The sequence below is a fragment of the Synechococcus sp. N26 genome (genome assembly GCF_900473975.1).
Classification (GTDB): Bacteria; Cyanobacteriota; Cyanobacteriia; order PCC-6307; family Cyanobiaceae; genus Parasynechococcus.
The window spans coordinates 504,476-526,388 of sequence record NZ_UCNM01000002.1 but is presented as its reverse complement, the minus strand read 5'-3'; the positions used below and the strand labels follow the sequence as shown (position 1 = coordinate 526,388).

General features: G+C 61.3%; 22 protein-coding genes and 1 tRNA gene. 11 read left to right on the top strand and 12 right to left on the bottom strand.

Features of this window, described 5'->3' with window-relative positions; genetic code table 11:
* Positions 1-54 precede the first annotated feature (54 nt).
* Together DXY33_RS02625 and DXY33_RS02620 are read left to right on the top strand one after the other, a co-directional pair.
* Positions 55-174: a photosystem II reaction center protein I gene (locus DXY33_RS02625; RefSeq protein ID WP_006042333.1), complete on the top strand. Its 120-nt coding sequence runs from the start codon at positions 55-57 to the stop codon at positions 172-174.
* Positions 175-248: 74 nt separating this feature from the next.
* Positions 249-3,170, top strand: coding sequence for a DUF3769 domain-containing protein (locus tag DXY33_RS02620; RefSeq protein ID WP_115131607.1), 2,922 nt, complete (start codon positions 249-251; stop codon positions 3,168-3,170).
* Here DXY33_RS02620 and DXY33_RS02615 read toward each other — a convergent pair whose 3' ends face one another.
* From DXY33_RS02615 to DXY33_RS02585, 7 genes are all read right to left on the bottom strand, one after another.
* On the bottom strand, positions 3,171-3,614 hold the full coding sequence (locus DXY33_RS02615) for a pentapeptide repeat-containing protein (protein ID WP_115131606.1): 444 nt from the start codon (positions 3,612-3,614) through the stop codon (positions 3,171-3,173). It abuts the gene before it with no gap.
* Positions 3,615-3,678: 64 nt separating this feature from the next.
* Complete coding sequence (leuD, locus tag DXY33_RS02610; protein ID WP_115131605.1) at positions 3,679-4,293, bottom strand: 3-isopropylmalate dehydratase small subunit; 615 nt, start codon at positions 4,291-4,293, stop codon at positions 3,679-3,681.
* Positions 4,293-5,711 carry a 3-isopropylmalate dehydratase large subunit gene (gene leuC, locus DXY33_RS02605; RefSeq protein WP_115131604.1) on the bottom strand — a complete coding sequence of 473 codons (1,419 nt, stop codon included), beginning with the start codon at positions 5,709-5,711 and terminating at the stop codon, positions 4,293-4,295. Before leuC ends, leuD begins: the two co-directional genes overlap by 1 nt.
* A gap of 26 nt (positions 5,712-5,737) precedes the next feature.
* A complete protein-coding gene (locus DXY33_RS02600; protein WP_115131674.1) occupies positions 5,738-6,997 on the bottom strand; it encodes a competence/damage-inducible protein A in 1,260 nt (419 codons plus the stop codon).
* Complete coding sequence (locus tag DXY33_RS02595; RefSeq protein ID WP_115131603.1) at positions 6,990-8,132, bottom strand: glycosyltransferase family 4 protein; 1,143 nt, start codon at positions 8,130-8,132, stop codon at positions 6,990-6,992. The genes DXY33_RS02600 and DXY33_RS02595 overlap by 8 nt, the downstream gene beginning before the upstream one ends.
* Before the next feature lie 115 nt (positions 8,133-8,247).
* Positions 8,248-9,537: a serine hydroxymethyltransferase gene (gene glyA, locus DXY33_RS02590; RefSeq protein WP_115131602.1), complete on the bottom strand. Its 1,290-nt coding sequence runs from the start codon at positions 9,535-9,537 to the stop codon at positions 8,248-8,250.
* Positions 9,538-9,632: 95 nt separating this feature from the next.
* A tRNA-Arg gene (locus DXY33_RS02585) sits at positions 9,633-9,706 on the bottom strand.
* 88 nt (positions 9,707-9,794) lie between these two features.
* On the opposite strand from DXY33_RS02585, the gene DXY33_RS02580 reads away from it, so the two are divergent.
* The 3 genes from DXY33_RS02580 to DXY33_RS02570 are packed head-to-tail and all read left to right on the top strand — an operon-like array spanning position 9,795 to position 10,664.
* Positions 9,795-10,040 carry a hypothetical protein gene (locus DXY33_RS02580; RefSeq protein ID WP_115131601.1) on the top strand — a complete coding sequence of 82 codons (246 nt, stop codon included), beginning with the start codon at positions 9,795-9,797 and terminating at the stop codon, positions 10,038-10,040.
* Between the two features lie 42 nt (positions 10,041-10,082).
* Positions 10,083-10,373 carry a DUF3181 family protein gene (locus DXY33_RS02575; protein WP_115131600.1) on the top strand — a complete coding sequence of 97 codons (291 nt, stop codon included), beginning with the start codon at positions 10,083-10,085 and terminating at the stop codon, positions 10,371-10,373.
* A 27-nt stretch (positions 10,374-10,400) separates the two neighbouring features.
* Positions 10,401-10,664: a cytochrome-c oxidase gene (locus DXY33_RS02570; protein ID WP_114988123.1), complete on the top strand. Its 264-nt coding sequence runs from the start codon at positions 10,401-10,403 to the stop codon at positions 10,662-10,664.
* Here the strand turns inward: DXY33_RS02570 and murJ are convergent.
* Positions 10,651-12,258: a murein biosynthesis integral membrane protein MurJ gene (gene murJ / locus DXY33_RS02565; protein ID WP_115131599.1), complete on the bottom strand. Its 1,608-nt coding sequence runs from the start codon at positions 12,256-12,258 to the stop codon at positions 10,651-10,653. The two genes, DXY33_RS02570 and murJ, sit on opposite strands and share 14 nt — an antisense overlap.
* Before the next feature lie 68 nt (positions 12,259-12,326).
* On the opposite strand from murJ, the gene sfsA reads away from it, so the two are divergent.
* The 4 genes from sfsA (at position 12,327) to DXY33_RS02545 (ending at position 16,636) form a co-directional block, all read left to right on the top strand.
* Positions 12,327-13,091 (top strand): DNA/RNA nuclease SfsA, encoded by a 765-nt coding sequence (sfsA, locus tag DXY33_RS02560; RefSeq protein ID WP_115131598.1) that lies wholly within the window; start codon positions 12,327-12,329, stop codon positions 13,089-13,091.
* A 102-nt stretch (positions 13,092-13,193) separates the two neighbouring features.
* Positions 13,194-14,657 carry an ammonium transporter gene (locus tag DXY33_RS02555; RefSeq protein ID WP_115131597.1) on the top strand — a complete coding sequence of 488 codons (1,464 nt, stop codon included), beginning with the start codon at positions 13,194-13,196 and terminating at the stop codon, positions 14,655-14,657.
* 109 nt (positions 14,658-14,766) lie between these two features.
* Positions 14,767-15,966 (top strand): 4-hydroxy-3-methylbut-2-enyl diphosphate reductase, encoded by a 1,200-nt coding sequence (locus DXY33_RS02550; protein ID WP_115131596.1) that lies wholly within the window; start codon positions 14,767-14,769, stop codon positions 15,964-15,966.
* Positions 15,967-16,027: 61 nt separating this feature from the next.
* The gene (locus DXY33_RS02545) at positions 16,028-16,636 is read left to right on the top strand and encodes a DUF1997 domain-containing protein (protein WP_115131595.1); all 609 of its coding nucleotides are present in this window, start codon (positions 16,028-16,030) and stop codon (positions 16,634-16,636) included.
* A gap of 7 nt (positions 16,637-16,643) precedes the next feature.
* Here the strand turns inward: DXY33_RS02545 and DXY33_RS02540 are convergent, their stop codons facing one another.
* Positions 16,644-17,102, bottom strand: coding sequence for a DUF4079 domain-containing protein (locus tag DXY33_RS02540; RefSeq protein ID WP_115131594.1), 459 nt, complete (start codon positions 17,100-17,102; stop codon positions 16,644-16,646).
* Between the two features lie 54 nt (positions 17,103-17,156).
* Entirely contained in the window at positions 17,157-18,719 is a 1,563-nt protein-coding gene (gene purH / locus DXY33_RS02535) for a bifunctional phosphoribosylaminoimidazolecarboxamide formyltransferase/IMP cyclohydrolase (protein ID WP_115131593.1), read from the bottom strand.
* 56 nt (positions 18,720-18,775) lie between these two features.
* Here purH and DXY33_RS02530 point away from each other — a divergent pair, with 56 nt between their 5' ends.
* Positions 18,776-19,348: an alpha/beta hydrolase gene (locus DXY33_RS02530; protein WP_115131592.1), complete on the top strand. Its 573-nt coding sequence runs from the start codon at positions 18,776-18,778 to the stop codon at positions 19,346-19,348.
* Here DXY33_RS02530 and DXY33_RS02525 read toward each other — a convergent pair whose 3' ends face one another.
* Positions 19,349-19,717 carry a DUF3155 domain-containing protein gene (locus DXY33_RS02525; protein WP_011363271.1) on the bottom strand — a complete coding sequence of 123 codons (369 nt, stop codon included), beginning with the start codon at positions 19,715-19,717 and terminating at the stop codon, positions 19,349-19,351.
* Positions 19,718-20,057: 340 nt separating this feature from the next.
* Between DXY33_RS02525 and DXY33_RS02520 the strand changes: the two genes are divergently transcribed.
* Entirely contained in the window at positions 20,058-21,179 is a 1,122-nt protein-coding gene (locus DXY33_RS02520) for a sensor histidine kinase KdpD (RefSeq protein WP_115131591.1), read from the top strand.
* Here the strand turns inward: DXY33_RS02520 and cobS are convergent.
* Entirely contained in the window at positions 21,139-21,909 is a 771-nt protein-coding gene (cobS, locus tag DXY33_RS02515) for an adenosylcobinamide-GDP ribazoletransferase (RefSeq protein WP_115131590.1), read from the bottom strand. The two genes, DXY33_RS02520 and cobS, sit on opposite strands and share 41 nt — an antisense overlap.
* Positions 21,910-21,913 lie beyond the last annotated feature (4 nt).

Below are 21,913 nucleotides of genomic sequence, written 5' to 3'. Positions count from 1 at the left end.
ACGCTGTCATGCCCCATAGGATGATGCTCTTGTCACAGACGCCGGTCGGTCTCCATGCTCGCCCTCAAGATCTCCGTTTACTCGGTCGTCTTCTTCTTCCTCGGCATCTTCGTGTTCGGGTTCCTTGCGAGCGATCCAAGCCGCACCCCTAGCCGCAAAGACCTGGAAGATTGATGCCGTCTCCCGATCAGACCGCGCCACACACTGGTCTTATCGGAGCATGATTTCTGAAATGAGCTGTCAAGCTCATGAGCCGCAGCAGTATTGCCTTGGCGGCCCTCCGCCTTTTTTTTGCATTGACCGGAACCCTGATCACAGGGTCAGTATCCGTATTGCCCGCAGCGGCCGGTTCGGCTGAATCAACGCCAGAGAAAGTTGCAACGTCAGCGGCGAGCCTCAACGTTCGCGCTGACCGTCAATACGCCGACACCAAGTCGAAAGCCAACGTCGCCGAGGGCAACGTTTCAGTTCAACTCGGGAACGCCGAACTGCACGCCGATCGGGTCGAATTTGATGCGGCTTACCGCACGCTCTACGCACGCGGCGCTGTCCGCTTCAGGCGCGGCAGTCAATATTTTCAAGCGTCAAGCTTCCGCTACAACCTCGTTCAACAGGAAGGACTGCTCAATGATGTTTACGGGGTCATCGACCTCGAGGAGCCCCTCACTAATCCATTAACTAGCTCTCAAGCAACATCAGCCCCACCGGAGTCACCCACATCAGCCGGCCGTCAAGACATGCCGACCGTGGCCTGTCCACCACTGCTTCCTCCGGTCCCCGACTGGCATCCCCATCCCTGGGCAGTAACGGCCTGGGGCGGGCAGATGATTGATGCAGACTTCGGCCCGACTTTCCTTTTCGACGGTCGAATGCGTCCCGAAGGCCTGCTGGGCGTCGGCTTACAGAAGCGAATCAAGCGAGCAGGCCCGCTTGCCATTGAACTTGAGGCTGACCTGTTCAGCCACATCGCAGACCAACAACAAGGTGGCGCTTACAACCAAAGCCAGCCCAATGCTGATCTCCCGTCCCAAAGCTTTGGGGAAGGGATTTTGGGGATCGGAGCACGCTTGTGGGTGCAGCCTTGGCTGAGTTTCAGCGTCGTTGAGGGCATCAGTTTTTACACCGATGTCAGCCTCTATGAGAAAACTTTCCGGGAGAAAAGCAGCCAGCTTCTGAACTATCTCGGCTTCGAAGTGGAAGCCGCTGTATCTCCCGACTTGTCACTCGTTGGTCGGATTCACCACCGCTCAGGAGCTTTTGGCCTCTTTAACGGAGTCTCAGGGGGGAGCAATGGCTACTTGCTCGGGCTCCGCTACCGCTGGGGGCAAGATACACACCAGGTAGAGCGCACCTTGATGCCTCCACTGCCGGAGTGTGAAGCACCGGATCGCAACAAGCACGTCAAGCCCTCCTCCCTTTCAGAACGACTCGAATCGATTGCCCTCGGAGATGGAGGTGAGCCGCAAGGCAATGTCTCGGGTTATGGCAAACCTACAGAAGAAACAATTCCGCCAGGCCAGCAGCAAGCCATGCGGGCGAACGCAATATCCAACATCGATCAGCGCATCTCGCAAATCGCTTTAAAAGGCAGCTTCATCATCGAACCACGCGTTGGAAGCCTGACCCAACGCTCGAATTCCTCGATCAGGAATGAAAATCGCTTCGGAGCAATTCGACCTACTCAACTCAAAAACCTAGAGAAAACACAACTTCTCAGTGGCAGAGTTAGCCGCTGGAGAGTTCAGGCATCAGAGGTCTTAATCAAAAACAATGGATGGGAGGCCGACCGTATGGGCTTCAGCAACGACCCTTTCACACCGACACATACAAGGATCGATGCAGAGGACGTGGTCGCACGGGAACAAGCCAATGGCGACATGATTATCTCTGCGCGGCGAAACCGCCTAATCCTCGAAGAGCGATTGCCCATCCCATTAACGCGTCGACAACTTATAAAAGGAGAGGAAGATGTGGAAAACCGTTGGATCCTTGGGTTCGACGACAGGGATCGTGACGGCTTCTTCATTGGTCGAAATCTCAAGCCAATTGAACTGACCCGCGATTTCACCCTGAGACTGGAACCCCAATTGATGGTGCAACGCGCCAACAACGGCGAAACCAGTAGCTATCCGGCAGAGGGTGAATCAGCCGATAGTGAAGATGTCGACCAGCCCACCACAGCAGCAGATTTATTAGGCCTTAAAGCCGAACTCAAGGGCCAGATCTGGGATTGGGACATCACCCTGAACGCCGACATCAGCAGTTTCAAGCCGCAAAACTTTGCTAATGGCAGCCGCTACTGGGGCTCTATTAAAAATGATATTGAGCTGCCATGGTTAGGCGACGTCACCGCTCGATTATTTGGCGCATACCGCTACAGATCTTGGAATGGCTCCCTGGGCGAAACCAATGTTTACTCAGCGCTGGGTGGATTCATCGAACAGAGAAAATCCTTCGACTTGGGCGAGCTGAGTAACTCCTACATCTGGCGAATCGGAGTGGGCAACTACCAGGCGGACAGTCATACCAACACCAATCTCACCGAAAAGCTTCGTGCCAACTTCTACGGCTCCATCAACAGCTCTTATCCGATCTGGCGCGGGGAATCAGCCGCTTTGAACCCTGAAGACGCCTACCGCTACTCACCGGTAGCCATAGTTCCAGGTCTACGGTTCAACACCAATATCAACACCCTCCTGTCGTCCTATGGCGATGGCACCAGTCAAAGCACGCTCAGCTTGTCCGTGGGGCCAACCCTCACCCTGGGAACCTTCAGCAAAGCCTTCCTGGACTACACAAAACTGACGATCAGCGGTAGTGCCACACTCAAAAATGGTTCAAGCCCCTTTGATTTCGACCAGGCTATCGACTTGGGCACCCTTGGCATTGGCATCACCCAGCAGATCGCTGGTCCCTTAGTCCTAGATGCCGGCATTGGAGTCAATGTGGATCCAGCTTCCGAGTACTACGGCAATGTCATTAATTCCAATATCGAACTTAGATGGCAACGACGTAGCTATGACGTCGGGTTCTACGTCAATCCCTACGAAGGCATCGGCGGTTTCCGATTCAGACTCCACGACTTTGACTTCAAGGGCACAGGCGTGCCGTTTGTGCCCTACATCCCAACGAACTGGATGAAAACCACCAACGTGGATCGACCCTTCTGATCAATCACCGCCCCCGATGATCAGATCGCTACCAAACAGTGAAGCTCCGGCATAGCGCATGCCGGAGGTCCGCACGTTCGGGGCATAGGCGTTGATCACCTGAGCCTCCCGTAGATCGGCATTGCGCAGATCCACGCCTGACAGCTCGGCATTGGTGAGGTTGGCTCCCCGCAGGTCAGCACCTTCGAGCAACGCTCCGGTCAGGTCCGCCCCTTCCAGATTCGCGTCCCGCAGATCAGCACCGCGCAGATCACTGCCCCGAAAATCAGCGCCGATCAGATGGGCCTGACGGAAATCCACCTCGCGGAGGTCACAGCCTGGACAGCTGCGGTCCAACGGATCATGGGGATCAACCTGAAGTGGAACGGCACCAACGGGAGCCACACCGGCAACGACCAACAGGGGCACAAACGGCAGCAACAACCGCGAAAGCAAATGGGCCATTGAGATCCAACCTCCGAATGCAAACTCCTATCTCTTTCATAGACACAGGAGTCGCGCTTGGCTGTTACTTTGCGGCGAACTGGTCGATGTAGGGCAGTGTTTGCATCAATTCCGCAACCTGAGGGCCATGGCCCAGGAGCTGGGACGTTGCATCCCAACGACCGCTGCGCAGCATGTCCAGAGGACCAGGATCGATCGAGACAGGCCAACTGGAGTCGGCTGAGGTCAGTTGCAAACTGGCAAGATCGAGACTCCAGGAGCGTCCCGGATCGCCATCCACCTGCGCCTGAATGGCTTTGATCTGCTCGGGGGCCGCCGTTGCACAGGGAATGCCAAGGGCGAGGCAGTTGCCGTAGAAGATCTCGGCAAAACTCACCCCAACCACCGCACGAATTCCCCAGCGCATCAACGCCTGAGGTGCATGTTCACGGCTGGAACCACAGCCGAAATTGCCGTTCACCACCAGTATCGAGGCCCCCTGATAACGGACCTGATCAAAGGGATGCTCACCGGAGAGTTCAAGGCGATCGTCGGCAAACACCTGGTCACCCAGCGCCTCGAAACTCACGCATTTGAGGAACCGTGCCGGAATGATCCGATCCGTGTCGATGTCTTCACCGGGGACGGCGATAGCCGTTCCACTCACCTGTTGAATCGGACCAGTGGGGAAAAGAGCCATCACGATGCGGACGGAGAAATCAAAGTACGGACATCGGTTACACGACCGTGAACAGCAGCGGCCGCCACCATGGCTGGACTCATCAACAACGTCCGGCCACTGGCCGATCCCTGCCGACCCTTGAAATTGCGGTTGCTGGAGCTGGCGCTGATCTGACGCCCCTCCAGCCGATCCGGATTCATCGCCAGACACATCGAGCAGCCGGGCTCTCGCCACTCAAAGCCCGCGGCACGGAACACCGCATCCAGCCCTTCCGCTTCAGCAGCTTTCGCCACCTGCTCTGAACCGGGGACCACAAACGCCTTGATGCCTTCAGCCACCTGGCGCCCCCGGGCCACATCGGCAGCGGCACGCAGATCGCTAAGACGACCATTGGTACAGCTGCCGATGAAACAGACATCCACAGGGACCCCTGCAATCGCCGTTCCCGGCTGGAGATCCATATAGCGGTAGGCCTCCTCAGCAATCGGACGCTCGCCTGGATCCAGCTGATCCAGGCTTGGCACCGTTTCATCGATCCCCAGTCCCTGGCCCGGGGTAATGCCCCAGGTCACCGTGGGTGGAATCGCAGCGGCATCAAACACCACCTCGTCGTCGACCGTTGCGTTGGCATCAGTGGCCAGGGAGCTCCACCAGGCGACAGCTCGGTTCCAGGCCTCACCCTCGGGGGCATGGGGGCGACCTTTCAGATAGTCAAAGGTGACCTGATCGGGATTGACGTAACCGCATCGGGCGCCCCCCTCAATCGCCATGTTGCAGAGGGTCATCCGCTCTTCCATCGACAACGCCTCGATGGCAGAGCCAGCGAACTCATAGGCGTAGCCAACGCCGCCCTTCACACCCAGGTGGCGAATCACATGCAGGATCAGGTCCTTCGCCGACACGCCCTCGGCGAGACGGCCATTCACCTGAATCCGGCGCACCTTGAGCTTGTTCATGGCCAGGCTCTGGCTGGCCAACACATCGCGCACCTGACTGGTGCCGATCCCGAAGGCAATCGCCCCGAAGGCGCCGTGCGTGGAGGTGTGAGAATCACCGCAGGCCACCGTCATGCCTGGCTGAGTCAGGCCCAGCTCGGGGGCAATCACATGAACGATGCCCTGCCGTCCACTGCCGATGTTGTTGAGAGGGATGCCGTGCTCCTGGCAGTTCCGCTCCAAGGTGCTGAGCATCTCCTCCGCCAACGGATCGGCGAACGGCCGTTGCTGAGACGTGGTCGGCACGATGTGGTCCACCGTGGCCACCGTGCGCTCAGGACAGCGCACCGTCAGCCCCTTGTCCTTCAACGCCGAGAAGGCCTGAGGACTGGTGACCTCATGGATCAGATGCAGACCGACAAACAGTTGGGTGGATCCGCCGGGGAGCTCCGCCACCCGATGCAGGTCCCACACCTTGTCGTAGAGGGTGCCGGCACTCAACAGTTCAGCCGCAAGAACCGTCGACCCTAAACCTGAGCGAGCAAGCGAAGGCGCAGACGGTCCAAGCCGCGGATCACACTCATCCTCTGAATGGCCTCCCGACCTCGCCGCTCACCGAAATGCTGGACCCAGGCCTCACAGCCATCGGGACCAGCCAAGGCCAGGTGCACCAGACCCACCGGCTTCTCAGCACTGCCACCACCAGGTCCGGCGATGCCGCTGACGGCAATCGCCCAATCGCAATTGAGGTTCTCCCGGGCTGCCCGAGCCATCGCCTCGACCACAGGCTGTGAAACAGCGCCATGGGCAGTGAGCAGATCCGGAGACACCCCCAGCAATGCCTGTTTAACGGCATTGCTGTAGGCAACGACGCCACCCTGAAAAACCGACGAAGAGCCTGGAACAGCCGTCAGGGCTGCCGCCAATCCACCACCGGTGCAGGACTCCGCTACCGCCAGCGTGTGGTGCCGTTGCTTGAGCAGGTCGATCACCACCGACGCCAGGCTGTCCGCATCGACGCCGTAGCAGTGGTTGCCCGTGCGACGGCGCAGCTCAGCTTCCAGCGGCACCAACAGCTGAGCGGCGGTATCGGCACTAGGTGCACAGGCCGTGAGCCGCAATTTCACATCGCCGAGGGAGGCATAGGGAGCCACTGTTGGGTTGGTCGACGCCAACAAATCAGCAACGCGCTGAGCCAGATCGGATTCACCAATGCCGGTGAAGCGGAGCTGACGGCTCACGAACACACCGGAAGTTCCACCATTGGCTTGTAGCCAGGGGGCGGCTGTTTCCGCCCACATCGCCCGCATCTCCGCAGGCACACCCGGGAAGGTGAGGATCGTGAAATCAGGCCGGGGAGACCAAATCATCCCTGGTGCCGACCCCTTTGAATTGGGGAGAACCTCCGCTCCACGGGGCAGATAAGCCTGGCTGCGGTTGCTGGGAGCAACCGGCCGGCCACCGGCCGATAACTTCCGCTGGATCTCCCGCCAGAGCTCGGGCCGCTCCTCCAAGGGAGTCTCGAAAGCAGCGGCCAGGGCCTCGGTGGTGAGGTCATCGGGGGTTGGGCCCAAACCCCCTGTCGTCACCAGAACCCTGCAGCGCTGCGATGCTTCGCGTACGGCAGAGATCAAACGCTCTTTGTTGTCGCCAACTACGGTTTGGCGGTAATGCGGCAGACCCAGGCCGGCCAACTGTTCGGCAATCCATCGAGCATTGCCGTTGAGGATGTCCCCCAACAACAGCTCTGTGCCCACGCACAGGATTTCAACACCCGATTCAGCCACGCGGTTCGCCAAGGGCCGCAGGATCAACAGGGGTGGAGCAGGGGTTGGTGTTTAACAGAGCTCGCTCATGCTGCAGCTGGCGACGGCTGATCACCACCGTGGCCACGAGGATGGCCGTGGCCAAAGCCAGCCAGAGGAAGCGCATCTCGGCATTGGCCACCACAAGGGCAAGGGCAGCAAGCCACTGGGTGAAGACGTAGATCAACAGCACCGTGCGCCGATGACTGAACCCCGCGCGTAACAGGCGGTGATGGAGGTGACGGCGGTCGGGATAGAAGGGGGAACGGCCTTCCCGCAGACGGCCCATGATCACGGCCGACATGTCGGCCAGAGGAAGCGAGAGAATCAGCAACGGCAACAGCAGGCTCACCGTAGTGAGCCCCTTGGCGGGTCCCACGATGCTCACGGCGGCGAGGGTGAAACCGAGGAAGTAAGAGCCCCCATCCCCCATGAAGATGCGGGCGGGGTTGAAGTTGTGGCGTAGGAAGCCGAGGCAGCAGCCCGCCAGCGCTGCGGCAAGGAATCCGGCAGCCACCTGATGCAGCGAAAAGCTGACGGAAACCAACCCAACAGCGGCAATGCCAGCCACTCCCGCAGCAAGACCATCAAGGCCATCCAGCCAGTTGATGGCATTGGTGATCCCTACCAGCCAAACCACAGTGGCCAGCAGGCTGAGGCTGTCAGGCAGAGCAATCGGACCGGCTGAAGCGGTGAACCAGGGGAGATCGATTGCCCCGATCCGAACCCCCTGGCTCCACACCGCACAAGCCACGGCAACCTGTCCAGCAAGCCGCGGCCAGGGCGAGAGAGCGAAGAGGTCGTCGGCCAGGCCGATCAGAAAAAGACAGAGCGAACCGGCCAGGGTGCCCCAGATCAGCTGATCCTTGGCCGGCGCCAGCAGGCCGAAGCCCCCCATAGACCAGACCGTTGCCAAAGCCAGGGCAAAACCCAGCACCATGGCAATGCCCCCCAACCTCACCATGGGGGTGATGTGCTGCTTGCGCTCATCCGGTTGATCAGTCCACCCAAAGCGCAAACCCAGCCGGCGCACTTGGGGCACCAGCACCATAGTGGTCACCGCAGCCAGAAGAAAGCTGACCGAGGCGACCGCAATAGGGCTGGCCAAGAGGTTCACGCAGGCTCCAGGAAAGAGACGATCCCCCGGTCAGAAGGAGTCAATCCAATCCTAGGGAGCTCGCAACCGTTCAACCAGGCAGTGCCTCGGCCCATTCGAGAGCCAAGGCCAAGCCTTAGGCCAGAACCGGCTGCTTGCTGTCGGCGTAGAGGGGAAAGCGCTCACAGAGGGCGGCCACCCGATCTAGGCAACGCTGGCGAATCGCATCATCCTCAGGATTGAGAAGACGGTCGGCAATCACATCTGCGACCTCCCGGAAGGCCTGCGCATCAAAACCACGGGTAGTAAGGGCAGCTGTTCCCAGCCGCAGGCCGCTGGTGACGAAGGGCGATTCGGGGTCGAAGGGAACGGTGTTCTTATTCGCAGTGATGTGCACATCACTGACCAACAGATCAGCCACCTTTCCAGTAATGCCGATGCCACGCAGATCCAGCAGCACCACATGATTGTCGGTACCGCCGCTGACGACATCGATGCCGCGGGCGATCAGCTGTTCAGCGAGGGCTGCCGCATTGGCAACCACCTGCTGGCTGTAGGCCTTGAACGAAGGCTGCAGCGCTTCCCCGAAGGCCACAGCCTTGGCAGCGATCACATGCTCCAGAGGGCCACCCTGGCTGCCAGGGAACACAGCCTTATCGAACTTTTTGGCGAACTCGGCGTCGCGGCAGAGGATCAGGCCGCCGCGGGGGCCGCGCAGGGTCTTGTGGGTGGTGGTGGTCACCACATCGCAATGGGGGACCGGGCTGGGGTGCGCACCAGCGGCCACGAGGCCAGCGATGTGAGCCATGTCGGCCAGCAGATACGCACCCACTTCATCAGCGATGGCACGGAATGCGGCGAAATCGATGGTGCGTGGATAAGCGGAATAGCCGCAAACGATCAGCTTCGGCTTGTGCTCCAAAGCCAGCTGGCGGATCGCCTCCATATCAAGGCGTTGGGTCTCCTTGTCGACGCCGTACTGAACAACGTTGAACCACTTGCCGCTGACGTTGACCGGGGAACCATGGGTGAGGTGGCCGCCATGGGACAAGTCCAGCCCCATGATCGTGTCACCGGGCTGCAGCAGGGCGAGGAAAACAGCGAAGTTGGCCTGGGCACCGCTGTGGGGCTGGACATTGGCCCAGGCGGCACCAAACAACTGCTTGGCCCGCTCGATGGCCAGCTCCTCAATGGCATCAACGTGCTCACAACCGCCGTAATACCGCTTGCTGGGCAACCCCTCGGCGTACTTGTTGGTGAGCACAGACCCCTGGGCCTGCATCACCGCACGGGAGGCAAAGTTCTCCGATGCGATCAGCTCCAGGTGGGTTTCCTGACGCTGACGTTCTTGATTGATGAAAGCGGCGATATCCGGATCCGACTGAGCCAGATCAGCGTCGATGGCGCGTCCAGAAATCTGGCCCATGAAATGTCAGTAAAGCTTTGACCGATCGTAAGAAACCGCAGCGATCAGCCCGAGCGATCAACCAAAAAAAAACTGCCCGCCTGGGGCAGTTGAAACGCGCCTGGAGAGATTCGAACTCCCGACCCTCTGATCCGTAGTCAGATGCTCTAATCCGCTGAGCTACAAGCGCTTGCGCCAAACCATCAGACCCCATCGAGGGTCCGCTCGTCAACTGGGTGCGGACCGCGTCAAGATTCAGGTGTTTCTGAGCCTGAGCAATGCCGATCCGCTGGTATGGCCCCGCTAACCCTGAGGATCCGACCTACCGGCATTTCGAACGCATCGTGAACCTGTGCCTGCATGGCGGCGTGTTCGCCGCGGTGAACAGCGGCGTCTGGTTTCTGCAGGAGATGCGCCACCCCTTTCCCGAAGGGAGCCTGACCTGGGTCACCAGCCTCTGGGCAAGCCTGTGGCTGGGCCAATTGATCTGGGTGATTCTTCAGCGCCCCAAGCCGGAGGAATAAAGCCAGCATGGATGCAATCCCCTCCTCGATCCTTCCGGGCTGATGTCCCTCTCCGCCAGTGACCTGCAGGACCTTCAGAGTGCTTTGGCTGACCGCCTCTACGTGCAGATCAGCGGCTGGCATCTTTACCTCGGCGATGCCGACCTGGCCTCAGCCCTGGCGATTGAATGCAGTGCCCGCGTCAATCAAGGTGCTGAAGTAGCGGCCCGGCAGGCCCTCGACGCGGTCAAGGTGCCCCTGGCAGGAGGCGCCAGTCAGCTCCCGCTCTCCAAGCTGATTCCCCCCGCCCAGCTGAGGGATCTTGAAGAGATCCTCGAGCAGTACTGCAGATAAGGTTGCAGTCCATCCGCAGCGGTTGGTGTGCTGATCATTGAAGTCACCAACTCCAGAGATTTGGTGCGCCAACGCATCGGCCGCCTTGGTGAACGGCTGATTGGTCGGGTCGTGGACGCGGAGGCTCAGGTTGAAAAAGCCCTGATCCAGGAACTGGAAACCGCCTTTAAAGAATTTGGGATCGAGGCACGGATCGTGTCTGTTCAGGGCCCGCAACTCGTGGGTCGCGAGCAACTGGAACTTCCGATTCAGGTGCGTGAAGAGCTGGATGTTCGTCTCAGCGAGCCCTGAACCGGCCCACCACCAACTGCGTGACCTCACGCACCTCCGGCACCTTGAGTTGTGCACCGATTAAGGCAAACAAGGCCAAACCCAGCAGGCCAGGAGCAGACACCTGCAGCACTAGGCCCAGCAACCCTGCCGGCCAAGGCACAACGGTCACCAGGATTCCCGCACCCCCCGCTGCCAGAACTCCGGCGATGGCGAGCCGCATCAGGTCCATCCCCCAGCGCCGCAGCGGCAGGCCTCCAACCTGTTGCTGCAGACCCACCAACAGCGCGAGGCAGGTGAGCAGGTTGATGGCAACCGTGGCGAGCACCAACCCTGGCGCACCGAAATTGAACGGCGACTGATTCCCCCAAGGGGTCGGACCACCCACCAGCAGCCAGTCAAAAACCACGTTCAGACCGATCCCCGCCAGCGAGAGCCGAAAAGGCGTCGTTCCATCGCCAAGGGCATAAAAGACGCGCACCAGCACATCCCTGCCGAGGTAAGCCGGCATGCCGAGGCCATAGGCCATCAACAGGCCCGTCACCAGCTGTGCGGCTGATGCATCGAAGGCACCACGCTCGTACACCAAGGCGACGATGGGGCCACCCAAAGCAATGAACAGTCCCCCCAGGGGGATCATCGATGCCGCAGACAACATCAACCCCTGTCGGATCCGATCGATCAGCTGTGGACGATCCTCAGGAGCCGTGAGCCTGGAAAAAGTGGGCAGCAAGGGCACCAGCAGTGCATTCGAGATCAGGCCCAGAGGGGTTTGCACCAGCAAATTGGCGTACCCCAGACCCGCCGCCGCACCGACGATACCGGAGGCGAAAAACAGATCCGTGAACACATTGATCTGAAGCATTCCGGACGACAACGTCGCCGGCCCCATCACACGCCACACCTCCCGCACTCCCGGGTGCCGCCAGTCCCAGACCAGTTGGAAACGGGCCAACCCCTGCCGGATCAACGCCGGCAGCTGGATCAACCACTGCAGCAAGGCCCCCACCAACGTGGCCAAGGCCAGCACCACACCACCTGTCATGGCGGCGGACGGCAAGGCGATATCAGCGCCGAGCTGCCACCAGAGCAGTCCCACCCCCAGGATCAAGGCCCCGCTGGACATCAGCGGTGAAATCGCAGGGATGCAGAATTCGTAAGCGGCGTTGAGGGACCCGAAGCCGAGCCCGATCAGCCCCGCCAGCAGCGCCATCGGCGCCATCACCTGCAGCTGGACCCGTGCGATGGCGTGAAGCTCGGGGGCAAGGCCAGGGCCCACAAGGGTGATCAGAGGATCCGCCGCCAGCACCAGAACGATGGTGACCAGGAGCAACAGAGCACTGACGCTGGTGTTGAGCGCCGCAAGGATGTGCGCCCCTTCAGCCCGGGGGCGCCGGCTCAGCACGCTCACCATGGCGCTGTGGAAGGGGCCATTGATCCCCCCGAGCAGGATCAGCAGAAATCCAGGCAGTACATAGGCGTAGTTGTAGGCGTCATAGGCCGCGCCCACCCCGAAGGCCGCTGCGATCACCAGCTGCCGAATCAGGCCACCCACCTTGCTCAGCAAGGTGCCGAGGGTCACCACCAGTGCGATCCCCTTCAGTGAACGCGCCATTCGGCCCCCAGCATTGGGCGCATTGTGGAGGCACCAGACGAGACCATGGGCCAATCTCGGCTGCTGCCATGACTGGCCTTCCCTCTCCGGGCGATGCCCTGCTGCGCTTTGAACCCCTAACGGAGGGTGTGCTGCTGAAGCGCTACAAACGCTTCCTGGCCGATGTGGAGCTGAGCAGCGGTGAGACCGTTACCGCCCATTGCGCCAACACCGGCCCGATGACAGGAGTCTTGATCCCTGGCCAACGGGTGCGTCTGCGCTACGCCCCCTCCCCCAAACGCAAGCTGGCCTGGACCTGGGAGCAAGCCGAGGTGCCAGGCGCCGATGGCCAACCTTGCTGGGTGGGCATCAACACGGCCCTGCCCAACCGACTGATTCGTGCCACGGTCGAAACGGGGTGCCTGGAGGCCCAGCTCGGGGGCATTGAGGGGATCCGCGCTGAAGTGGCCTACGGCACTAACAAACGCAGCCGGATCGACCTCCTGCTGACGCCATCCGCGCAGAACCCTGATCAACGACCGATCTACCTGGAGGTGAAGAACACCACCTGGACCGACGGCAGCACGGCCCTGTTCCCCGACACGGTGACCGAACGGGGGCAGAAGCATCTGATTGAGCTGATGGGGCTCCTTCCGGACGCGCGTGCGGTGCTGGTGCCCTGCCTCAGCCGGCCGGACGTGACTGCCTTTGCTCCCGGTGACAGCGCCGATCCGCGCTACGGGGAGCTGTTTCGTCAGGCCACCAACAGCGGAGTGGAAGTTCTGCCGTGCTGCTTCAGCTTCAGCGCCGATGCGGTGCACTGGCAGGGGACACGCCTAGTACACCTAGATTGATTTTGGTAGCAGATCGAACAAAGAAAGACTTTCTTGAGGTGCAGCGTGGGTTGGTTCGCCTAGTTACAACTGGGCGTGTCACGCAGCTCTGCACTCTCGTTCATGACAACTGCATTCCACGCGCCACCTCAAACGCGGCGCAAAACCCTTCAGGAGGCCAGCCTCCTGGAAGGCCCGATGCTGCTCCTGAAGAGCATTCGGGGCTTCAGCTCCAACCGTGCCATGACCTGGCTCGCCTGTGCGCCCCTGGCGCTCATGGGCCTTGGCATCTTCACCCTGTCAGCCAAAGCGGAAGAGCTGCCTGAGCTCAACGCCGCTTTCCTGGCCAACAACCTCTGGCTTCTGGTCGCCACCATCCTGGTGATCTTCATGAATGCCGGCTTCGCCATGGTCGAAGCAGGCATGTGCCGGCAAAAGAATGCCGTCAATATCCTTGCCAAGAACCTGTTCGTGTTCGCCCTCGCGGTGACCGCCTATTGGTTCGTGGGCTACTCCTTGATGTACGGCGACTCCGTCATTGGCGGCTGGCTGTATTTCGGGGGCCTCTTCTTCGATCCGACCGTCACCGCTGAGACCATCAGCGAAGCCGGCCTGGTTCCCACCGTTGATTTCCTGTTCCAGGCAGCCTTCGCCGGAACCGCAGCCACGATCGTTTCCGGTCTTGTGGCTGAGCGGATCAAGTTCGGTGAATTCGTGATCTTCGCCCTGGTGCTCACCGCAGTCATCTACCCGATTGCCGGTAGCTGGCAGTGGAACGGTGGTTGGCTCAGCGAAATGGGCTTCATCGATTTCGCTGGCTCCTCGATCGTTCACTCCGTTGGCGCCTGGGCCGGCCTCGTCGGCGCCATGCTGCTTGGACCCCGCATCGGCAAGTACGTCGACGGCAAGGTTCAGGCCATCCCTGGCCACAACATGTCCATCGCCACCCTTGGCGCCCTGATCCTCTGGATCGGCTGGTACGGCTTCAACCCCGGTTCCCAGCTGGCCATGGACCAGTGGGTTCCCTACGTGGCCGTCACCACCACCCTCGGTGCTGCTGGTGGTGCCATCGGCGCCACGGTGATCTCCACGATCACCTCCAAGAAGCCCGACCTCACCATGATCATCAACGGCATCCTGGCCGGCCTGGTGAGCGTGACTGCCGGTTGCGGCAACCTCACCCTGACGGGTTCCTGGGTGGCTGGTGTAGTGGGCGGCATCATCGTCGTCTTCTCCGTGGCCGCTCTCGATGCCGCAGGCATTGACGACCCCGTCGGCGCCTTCTCCGTGCACGGTGTGTGCGGCGTGTGGGGCACGATCGTGATCGGTCTCTGGGGCTACGACGTCCAGGGCGACGGCTCCGGCCTTGGCCTTCTGGTTGGCGGCGGCATCGACCAGCTCGGCATCCAGGCTCTGGGTGCTGCTGCCTATGCCATCTGGACCGTAGTCACCTGCTTCATCGCCTGGCAGATCATCGGCTCCCTCTTCGGCGGCATCCGCGTCACCGAACAGGAAGAGTCCGAAGGTCTGGACATCGGCGAACACGGCATGGAGGCCTACGCCGGTTTCTCCACCACCAACAACTGATTCCGCGTCGAATCTGTTGCTGTTCTCAAGCCCGGCCATTTGGCCGGGCTTTTTTACTGCCTGAGCAGCGCTTCAGGCCACATAGAGTTGCCTCACTCCAGCGCCCTCCATGGACACCCACGCCTTCAAGCGCTCCCTCCACCATTCCGAGCGTTACAACCGGCGAGGCTTCGGGCGCGCCGAGGAAGTGGCGGAGAGCCTTGAGCAGGCCTACCAGAGCGGCCTGATCGGCACGATCCGGGACAACGGCTACCGACTGGAACACGGCCGGCTCAACGTCCGGTTGGCGGAAGCCTTCGGCTTCTGCTGGGGTGTTGAACGGGCTGTGGCGATGGCCTACGAGACCCGCAAGCACTACCCCAGCGAGCGTCTCTGGATCACGAACGAGATCATTCACAACCCTTCCGTGAATGATCACCTCAGGGAGATGGATGTGCAGTTCATCCCTGTTGAACAGGGAGTGAAGGATTTCTCAGGTGTCACCTCCGGTGATGTGGTGATCCTGCCGGCCTTTGGTGCCACCGTTCAGGAAATGCAGCTGCTGAATGAACGGGGCTGCCACATCGTTGACACGACCTGTCCCTGGGTCTCCAAGGTTTGGAACACCGTGGAGAAACACAAGAAGCACACCTTCACCTCGATCATTCACGGCAAGGTGAAGCACGAGGAAACACTGGCCACCAGCTCCTTTGCCGGCACCTATCTGGTGGTGCTCGATCTGGATGAAGCCCAGTACGTCGCGGATTACATCCTCGGCAACGGGGACCGAGATGACTTCATTCAAAGGTTTGCCAAAGCCTGCTCTCCGGGTTTCGATCCCGACCGGGACCTCGAACGTCTGGGCGTGGCCAACCAGACCACGATGCTGAAGAGCGAAACGGAAGAAATCGGGCGTTTGTTTGAACGCACGATGTTGAGCAAATACGGTCCAACCCAGCTCAACGACCACTTCCTGGCCTTCAACACCATTTGCGACGCCACCCAGGAGCGTCAGGACGCCATGTTCTCCCTGGTGGATGAACCCTTGGACCTGATGGTGGTGATCGGTGGTTTCAACTCGTCCAACACCACTCACCTGCAGGAGATTGCCGTCAGCCGCGGCATTCGCTCGTTCCACATCGACACGCCCGAGCGCATCGACGTCGGCAGCAATTCGATCGAGCACAAACCACTGGCGGCCGAACTCTGTCGTGAGGGTGATTTCCTGCCTGAGGGCCCCGTGCGGGTGGGAATCACCTCCGGCGCCTCAACCCCGGATCGGGCGGTGGAAGAGGTAATCGAAAAACTGATGCAATTGAGCGAAAACTGAATCGCAAGCAGCTTTACATTGGTTCATCTTTAATTCGCCCTCCGCCGGCAGCTTCCCATCCGTGACGGTCTTGTCGCCCACTGAAACCGACAATCAGCTTCACGGTTCCGACCCGCAAGTGCGCTGCTACAGCAGCCATTTTGAGGATTCGATGCAGATGCTGGCGCCCCAAACAGTGGTTGCCCGCTATCTGGATCACCATCAGAGCTGGTTCGAACGCTGCGCCAGTCCGATGCAGGTCGAAGCCATCGATCGTCAGTCCTACAGCCTGACCCTGGGGCGGTTCGGCAACTTCGGCTTCGAGGTGGAGCCCACGATCGCTCTGCGACTGCTGCCACAGCAGGAAGGGATCTACCGAATCGAAACCGTTCGAACCGTGCCGCAGTCGCTCGCCCTGCGCCATCACTACGACGTCGACTTCCGCGCGGGGATGCGCCTGATCCCGGAACAGGAGCACACCTCTGTCCAGTGGGATCTGGATCTCAAGGTCTGGATCCGGCTGCCCAAGGTGATCACCATGCTCCCGGATCAGTTGGTGCAGAGCAGTGGTGATCATCTGCTCAAGCAGATTGTCCGCCAGATTTCACGACGGCTCACCTGGAAGGTCCAGGAGGATTTCCATGCCAGCCATGATCTGAGCTGCCCACCGCGTCAGCGGGCAGCCTTCTGAAGAATCTTCAGCGGTTGGTCCAGATCTTGTTGACGATCTCCATGCCGCTGACGGCCTGCCAGAGGAACAGCGTGAGCATGCCCATGTTCAGGCCCACATGAGCCTTTCGCGCAATCAGGTTGCCCCGCTGCATCAGGGGTGAGAGCGACGCGGCAACGGCGATCATCCCTGTCATGGCCAGACCCACCAGCAGGTGCGGACCGACAAACAACTTGCCGTTGTTCAGATAGGTGACGGCCATGCCACCCAGCGTGCCGAGGGTCATCACGGCCAACAGGATGCTGCCCCAGAGGTAGTGGCGCTGGGCAAACTTTTTCGGCACCAATTCCTTGCGCTGTTCTGGCGTGCCGGTGCGGGTTTTCTTGGCCTTGATCCCCAGGTAAAGAGCCCAACCACCGAGGGCGAGCAAGCCCCACTCCGTGAGGGGGTGAGCGAAATTGAGGCTGAAGGGAAGGGTGGCAAGCATTGAAGTGGACTCTTCAGTGACGCGAGGCTAGGGGGCCGGCGCCCCCCATCAGCCTCAGTGCAGGAAATGGCGGCGCCCCGTGAGCTGCATCGCCAGACCCAGCTCATCGCAGGCTTTGATCGAATCGGCATCGCGCATGCTCCCGCCGGGATGAATCACAGCGGTGATGCCGTGGCTGGCAGCCAGACGCACCGTGTCGTCAAACGGGAAGAAACCATCACTGGCCAGAACAGCCCCCTGGGCTTTCTCACCGGCCGCCTCCAGGGCAATCCGCGCTGAGCCCACGCGATTCATCTGGCCAGCCCCCACACCAAGGCTCTGGCCATCCTTGGCCACAACGATGGCGTTGGAGCGAACGTGACGCACCAAGCGCCAGGCAAATTCCAGGTCCTGCTTTTCCTGCGGTGTGGGCGGGCGCTGGCTGGCCACGGTCCAGTCGGCCGGCGTGATCGCCTGGTCATCGAGGTCCTGAACCAGGAGACCACCCAGGATGCTGCGCACGTGATCGGGGCCGGCCGCATCGATGGCCTGCGGAGCCAGTTCCAACAGACGCAGATTGGCTTTGGCCGCCAGCACCTCCCGCGCCTCGGGCGTGAAGCCCGGTGCCACGACACATTCCAGGAACAGGCTGGTGAGCTCACGGGCCGCCGTGGCTTCCACCACCCCATTAATGGCGATGATGCCGCCGAAGGCACTCACCCGATCGGCATCCAGGGCCCGCGTCAGTGCAGCAGGAATGGAAGCTCCGATCGCCACACCGCAGGGGTTGGTGTGCTTAACGACCACGGCGGCAGGCTGCAAGGCCGGAGCGGAACCGTCTGCTCCGTAGCCGAACTCCCGCACCGTGGCGAGGGCCGCCTCGAGATCCAACAGGTTGTTGGTGCTCAGCTCCTTGCCCTGCAGCTGAATGGCCCCGCCCCAACCCTGTTTGGGATGGCTGAACCAACGCGCTTTCTGGTGGGGATTTTCGCCGTACCGAAGGGTCTGCCGCAGCGGCACCGCCTCCAGCCAGGGGCTGTCTTCTGCGGCGGTTTGGTCGGCCATCCAGCGGCTGATCGCCGTGTCGTACGACGCCGTGTGCTGAAACGCTTCCAGGGCCAGTTGGCGCCGCAGCTCCGAAGGCACGCTCCCGCCCGACTCCGCCATGGCGGTCAACAGCCGGTCGTATTGGTCAGGGCTGGTGAGAACAGCCACATCAGCATGGTTTTTGGCGGCCGCCCGAACCATGGCGGGGCCACCGATATCGATGTTCTCGATCGCCTGATCCCAGGTGACGTCAGGCCGAGCAATCGTTTCGCGGAAGGGATAGAGGTTGACCACCACCACATCGATGGGGGCGATGTTCTGCTGCTCAAGATCGGCCTGGTGGGACGCGTCACCCCGCTTGGCCAGAATCCCGCCATGCACCCTTGGATGGAGCGTTTTCACACGACCGCCAAGAATTTCTGGAGCCCCGGTGTGCTCCGACACACGGGTCACCGGAAGGCCGGCCTGCTCGAGCACCTTGGCCGTGCCCCCACTGGAGAGCAGATGATAGCCATGGGTCCGATGCAGGGCCTCCGCCAGGGGCACCAGCCCGGACTTATCGGAAACACTCAGCAGAGCGACAGGAGCCATCGAAGGGTCGTGACTGGGTCGTGAGCCAACCTACGCAGCAGTGATGCTCATGCCCCATGGATGGCCGGCTGGTGCTGCTCCACGGCTGGGGAGCCAATGGAGAGGATCTCAAACCCCTGGGCGATCGCCTGGCGGGCGAGTGTTCCAAGACCCTTGATGTGGTGTGCCTGGAGGCTCCTGAGCTCCATCCCGACCAACCGGGAGGGCGTCAGTGGTACGGCCTGTTCCCAGCCCAGTGGGATGCCGTGCCCGCGGCCGTTGAGCGCCTCAAGACTCAACTTCAGAGCCTGAGCAGCTCAGGCCTTGGACTCGAACGAACGGTGGTGTTCGGCTTTTCCCAGGGGGGAGCCATGGCCCTGGAAGGCGGCTGCGCCCTGCCGATCGCAGGGCTGATCAGCTGCAGCGGCTATCCACACCCCAATTGGGCTCCGCCCCAGCAACATCCCCCCGTATTGCTGATGCATGGTTCAGACGATCCCGTGGTGCCGTTCCAGGCCATGCAGTCGATCGCTACGCAGTTGCAGCCCGATCAATGTCAGACAGTTCCATTCAAAAACGGCCACACCATCCCTGATGAGACGGTGCAGCCGATCCTGATGTTTATCGAGCGTGTTCTGGAGAACTCCTGATCAAACGAAGGCGTATTCGTACTCCTCCATTTCCTCCCAATCATCAGCGCCAAGCTCGAGCCCCTCGAAGAGCTTGTCTTCACCGATGGAATCAACAATTGTGCGCAATGAGGGGAAGAGGAAATGGTTCTCTTCGGCGTATTGAGCGCTGAACAGACCTTTCTCACCCCAGAAGAAGCGGTCGGTGGTGTGCTCATTGCGGCGCACATTCAGCAACGCCGGAGGCACCAGTCCGCCCTCAGCGATGTAACGACGAGCGGCCGTCACGGGTTTGTACTCACCGGTTTCGAGGTGATGGGTTGGCACATGGGCCAAGACCCGCTGACCTGCCAGGCGACGACGGCTAATGCGCTTGCGCTTCTTGGACATGGGAGGGCTCCGGTACGAAAGGAAGAACGGGGTGGATCGTCAGAACAAACAGGTGCCGTCGGCGCGAAAACGCCAGACGCAAGGGAAGCGTCGGGGCAATTGCAGACACACCACAATCACCGGCAGGACACCAACACCCAAGCGGGAACCAGCGGAGGACACTGCAACCTCTGCTGTAGCTTTGGTTGCGAAGCAATTGCAACCGTTGCGAGAGCTGGCGGGCGTCTGTTCATGGTGAACAGCGCCTCGGTCGATAAGAGGATCTTAAGACTTTTCCCAGATTTTTCAAGTCCCCCTGGCGCAGGCTTGCCCAAGCACCTGAATTGATCGTCCGGAACTGATGCAGCTCACCGATCGATTCTTCGATTTCACCGATCAACAGCTGGCTGATCTAACCGCCAAAGAAGGCATCCAGCATCTGGGGCTGTACGTCAGTGCGCCACCCAATCAGCAAGGTCCGCCACTGCTGCTGATCCGGCAATGGTCAGCCAATGAACGATCGCTTCCCCCTGCCGACGCAGACCCGAACCTGCGCCTGCCGCACGAGAGTCGGCGCTGGTACCCCCTCCAGGATGCCGGTCTGATCCTGGGAGCCCTGCGCGCGGACCTGGATCCGCAGCGGAGCTGGACGCTGACCCTGGACCAACGGATGCGGCGCAGTGCCGCCGCCATCAGCCACGCCCTGGGGCGTGACCTGGAATGCCTGCAACTTCGCCAGGAACTCAGCCAACAAAACGAGCAGCTGCGCACCCTCGTGCATCAGCTGCGCAATCCACTGGCTGCCCTCCGCACCTACGCCCAACTGCTGCTGCGGCGGCTCGAAGCCGACAGCTCCCACCGTCCACTCGTGGAGGGAATGCTCTCGGAACAACGCCAACTCGGCCAGTACATCGACATGCTCGATGGCCTCGGACAACAACGTCTCCCCGAACAGGACCCCCTTGGCCCCACCCTGTTGCCCCCCGGGCCTGCCGAAGGTGAGGCCACCATGCAAACCCTGCTGATGCCTCTGCTGGAGCGGGCGGAAGCGACGGCAAGCCTGCAGGGCCGACCCTGGCGGGGACCAGACCTGTGGCCCCAGTGGATTGATCAACCGTCCCAGGACGGAACGATCGCGGAGATCGTCGCCAACCTCCTTGAGAATGCCTTCCGTTACAGCCCAGCGGGCTGCAGCGTGGGGCTGTGCCTGTTACCCGATGGGCTCTGCGTCTGGGACAACGGGCCGCCGATCCCCCTGGAGGAGCGCGACCTGATTTTCGAGCGGGGAGCACGGGGGTCCACCGGACAGGACCGGGCGGGCACCGGCCTTGGGCTCGCCCTTGCACGCTCCCTGGCGGAGCAGCAGGGCCGCAAGCTCACGCTCTGCGTGGCGCCTTCCACGATCGCTCCGGATCTGCCCGCTCAGGGCAATGCATTCGTCCTCAGCTGGCCGGCAGGAGCAAGGCCAGACCCAACAACGTAACCATCTCTGTGAGCACAAGAGCTGCTCCATAGCTGTCACCGGTGTGCCCCCCCAATCGTCGCCCAAGGCTCTGGGCGACAAAGATCGCCACCACGCCCCCCAGGAGAAGGGGCATGGCCCCCACCCAACCGGCCAAGAGAACCACCACCAGAAGTGAGGGCAGGGCATCCCAGAGCGGCCTGCCGTGCTCGCGATGAAACGCTGCGGTTCCATCAGCGCGGAGGTAGTCGAAACGTGCCATGGCCCAGAGCGGTGCCACCCGGGCCCAGAACGCAGCCAGGCAGAGCCCGAGCGGGGCATGCCCCCCCAGCTGGATCAATGCCGCAACCTGTAGCAGCAGCACCATCACGAGAGCCAGCACACCACTGGCGCCCACCCGGCTGTCCTCCATCGCCTCGAGCCGCCGCTCCGCTGGCGCCCCGAGGCCATCCGCCGTGTCGATCAGGCCGTCGTGGTGCAAGCCACCACTGAGCTGGATGCCGAGAGCCACCACGCAAAGCGCACAGGCCGCCGGAGGCCAGGAGAGCCTGGACAGACCAATCCAGAGCAGCCCCTGCAACGCACCGATCAGGAGCCCCATCCAGGGGGCGAAGCGGGCAATGCGCTGAAACGAGGGCTGCGGCCAAGGCCATGCGGGCAGCACCGTGTAGAAGATCCAGGCTCCCGCCAGATCGGAAAGCCAGGGCGGAACGATCCTGGGAATGGCGCGATGGATGCAATCGGCCCTCACCGTA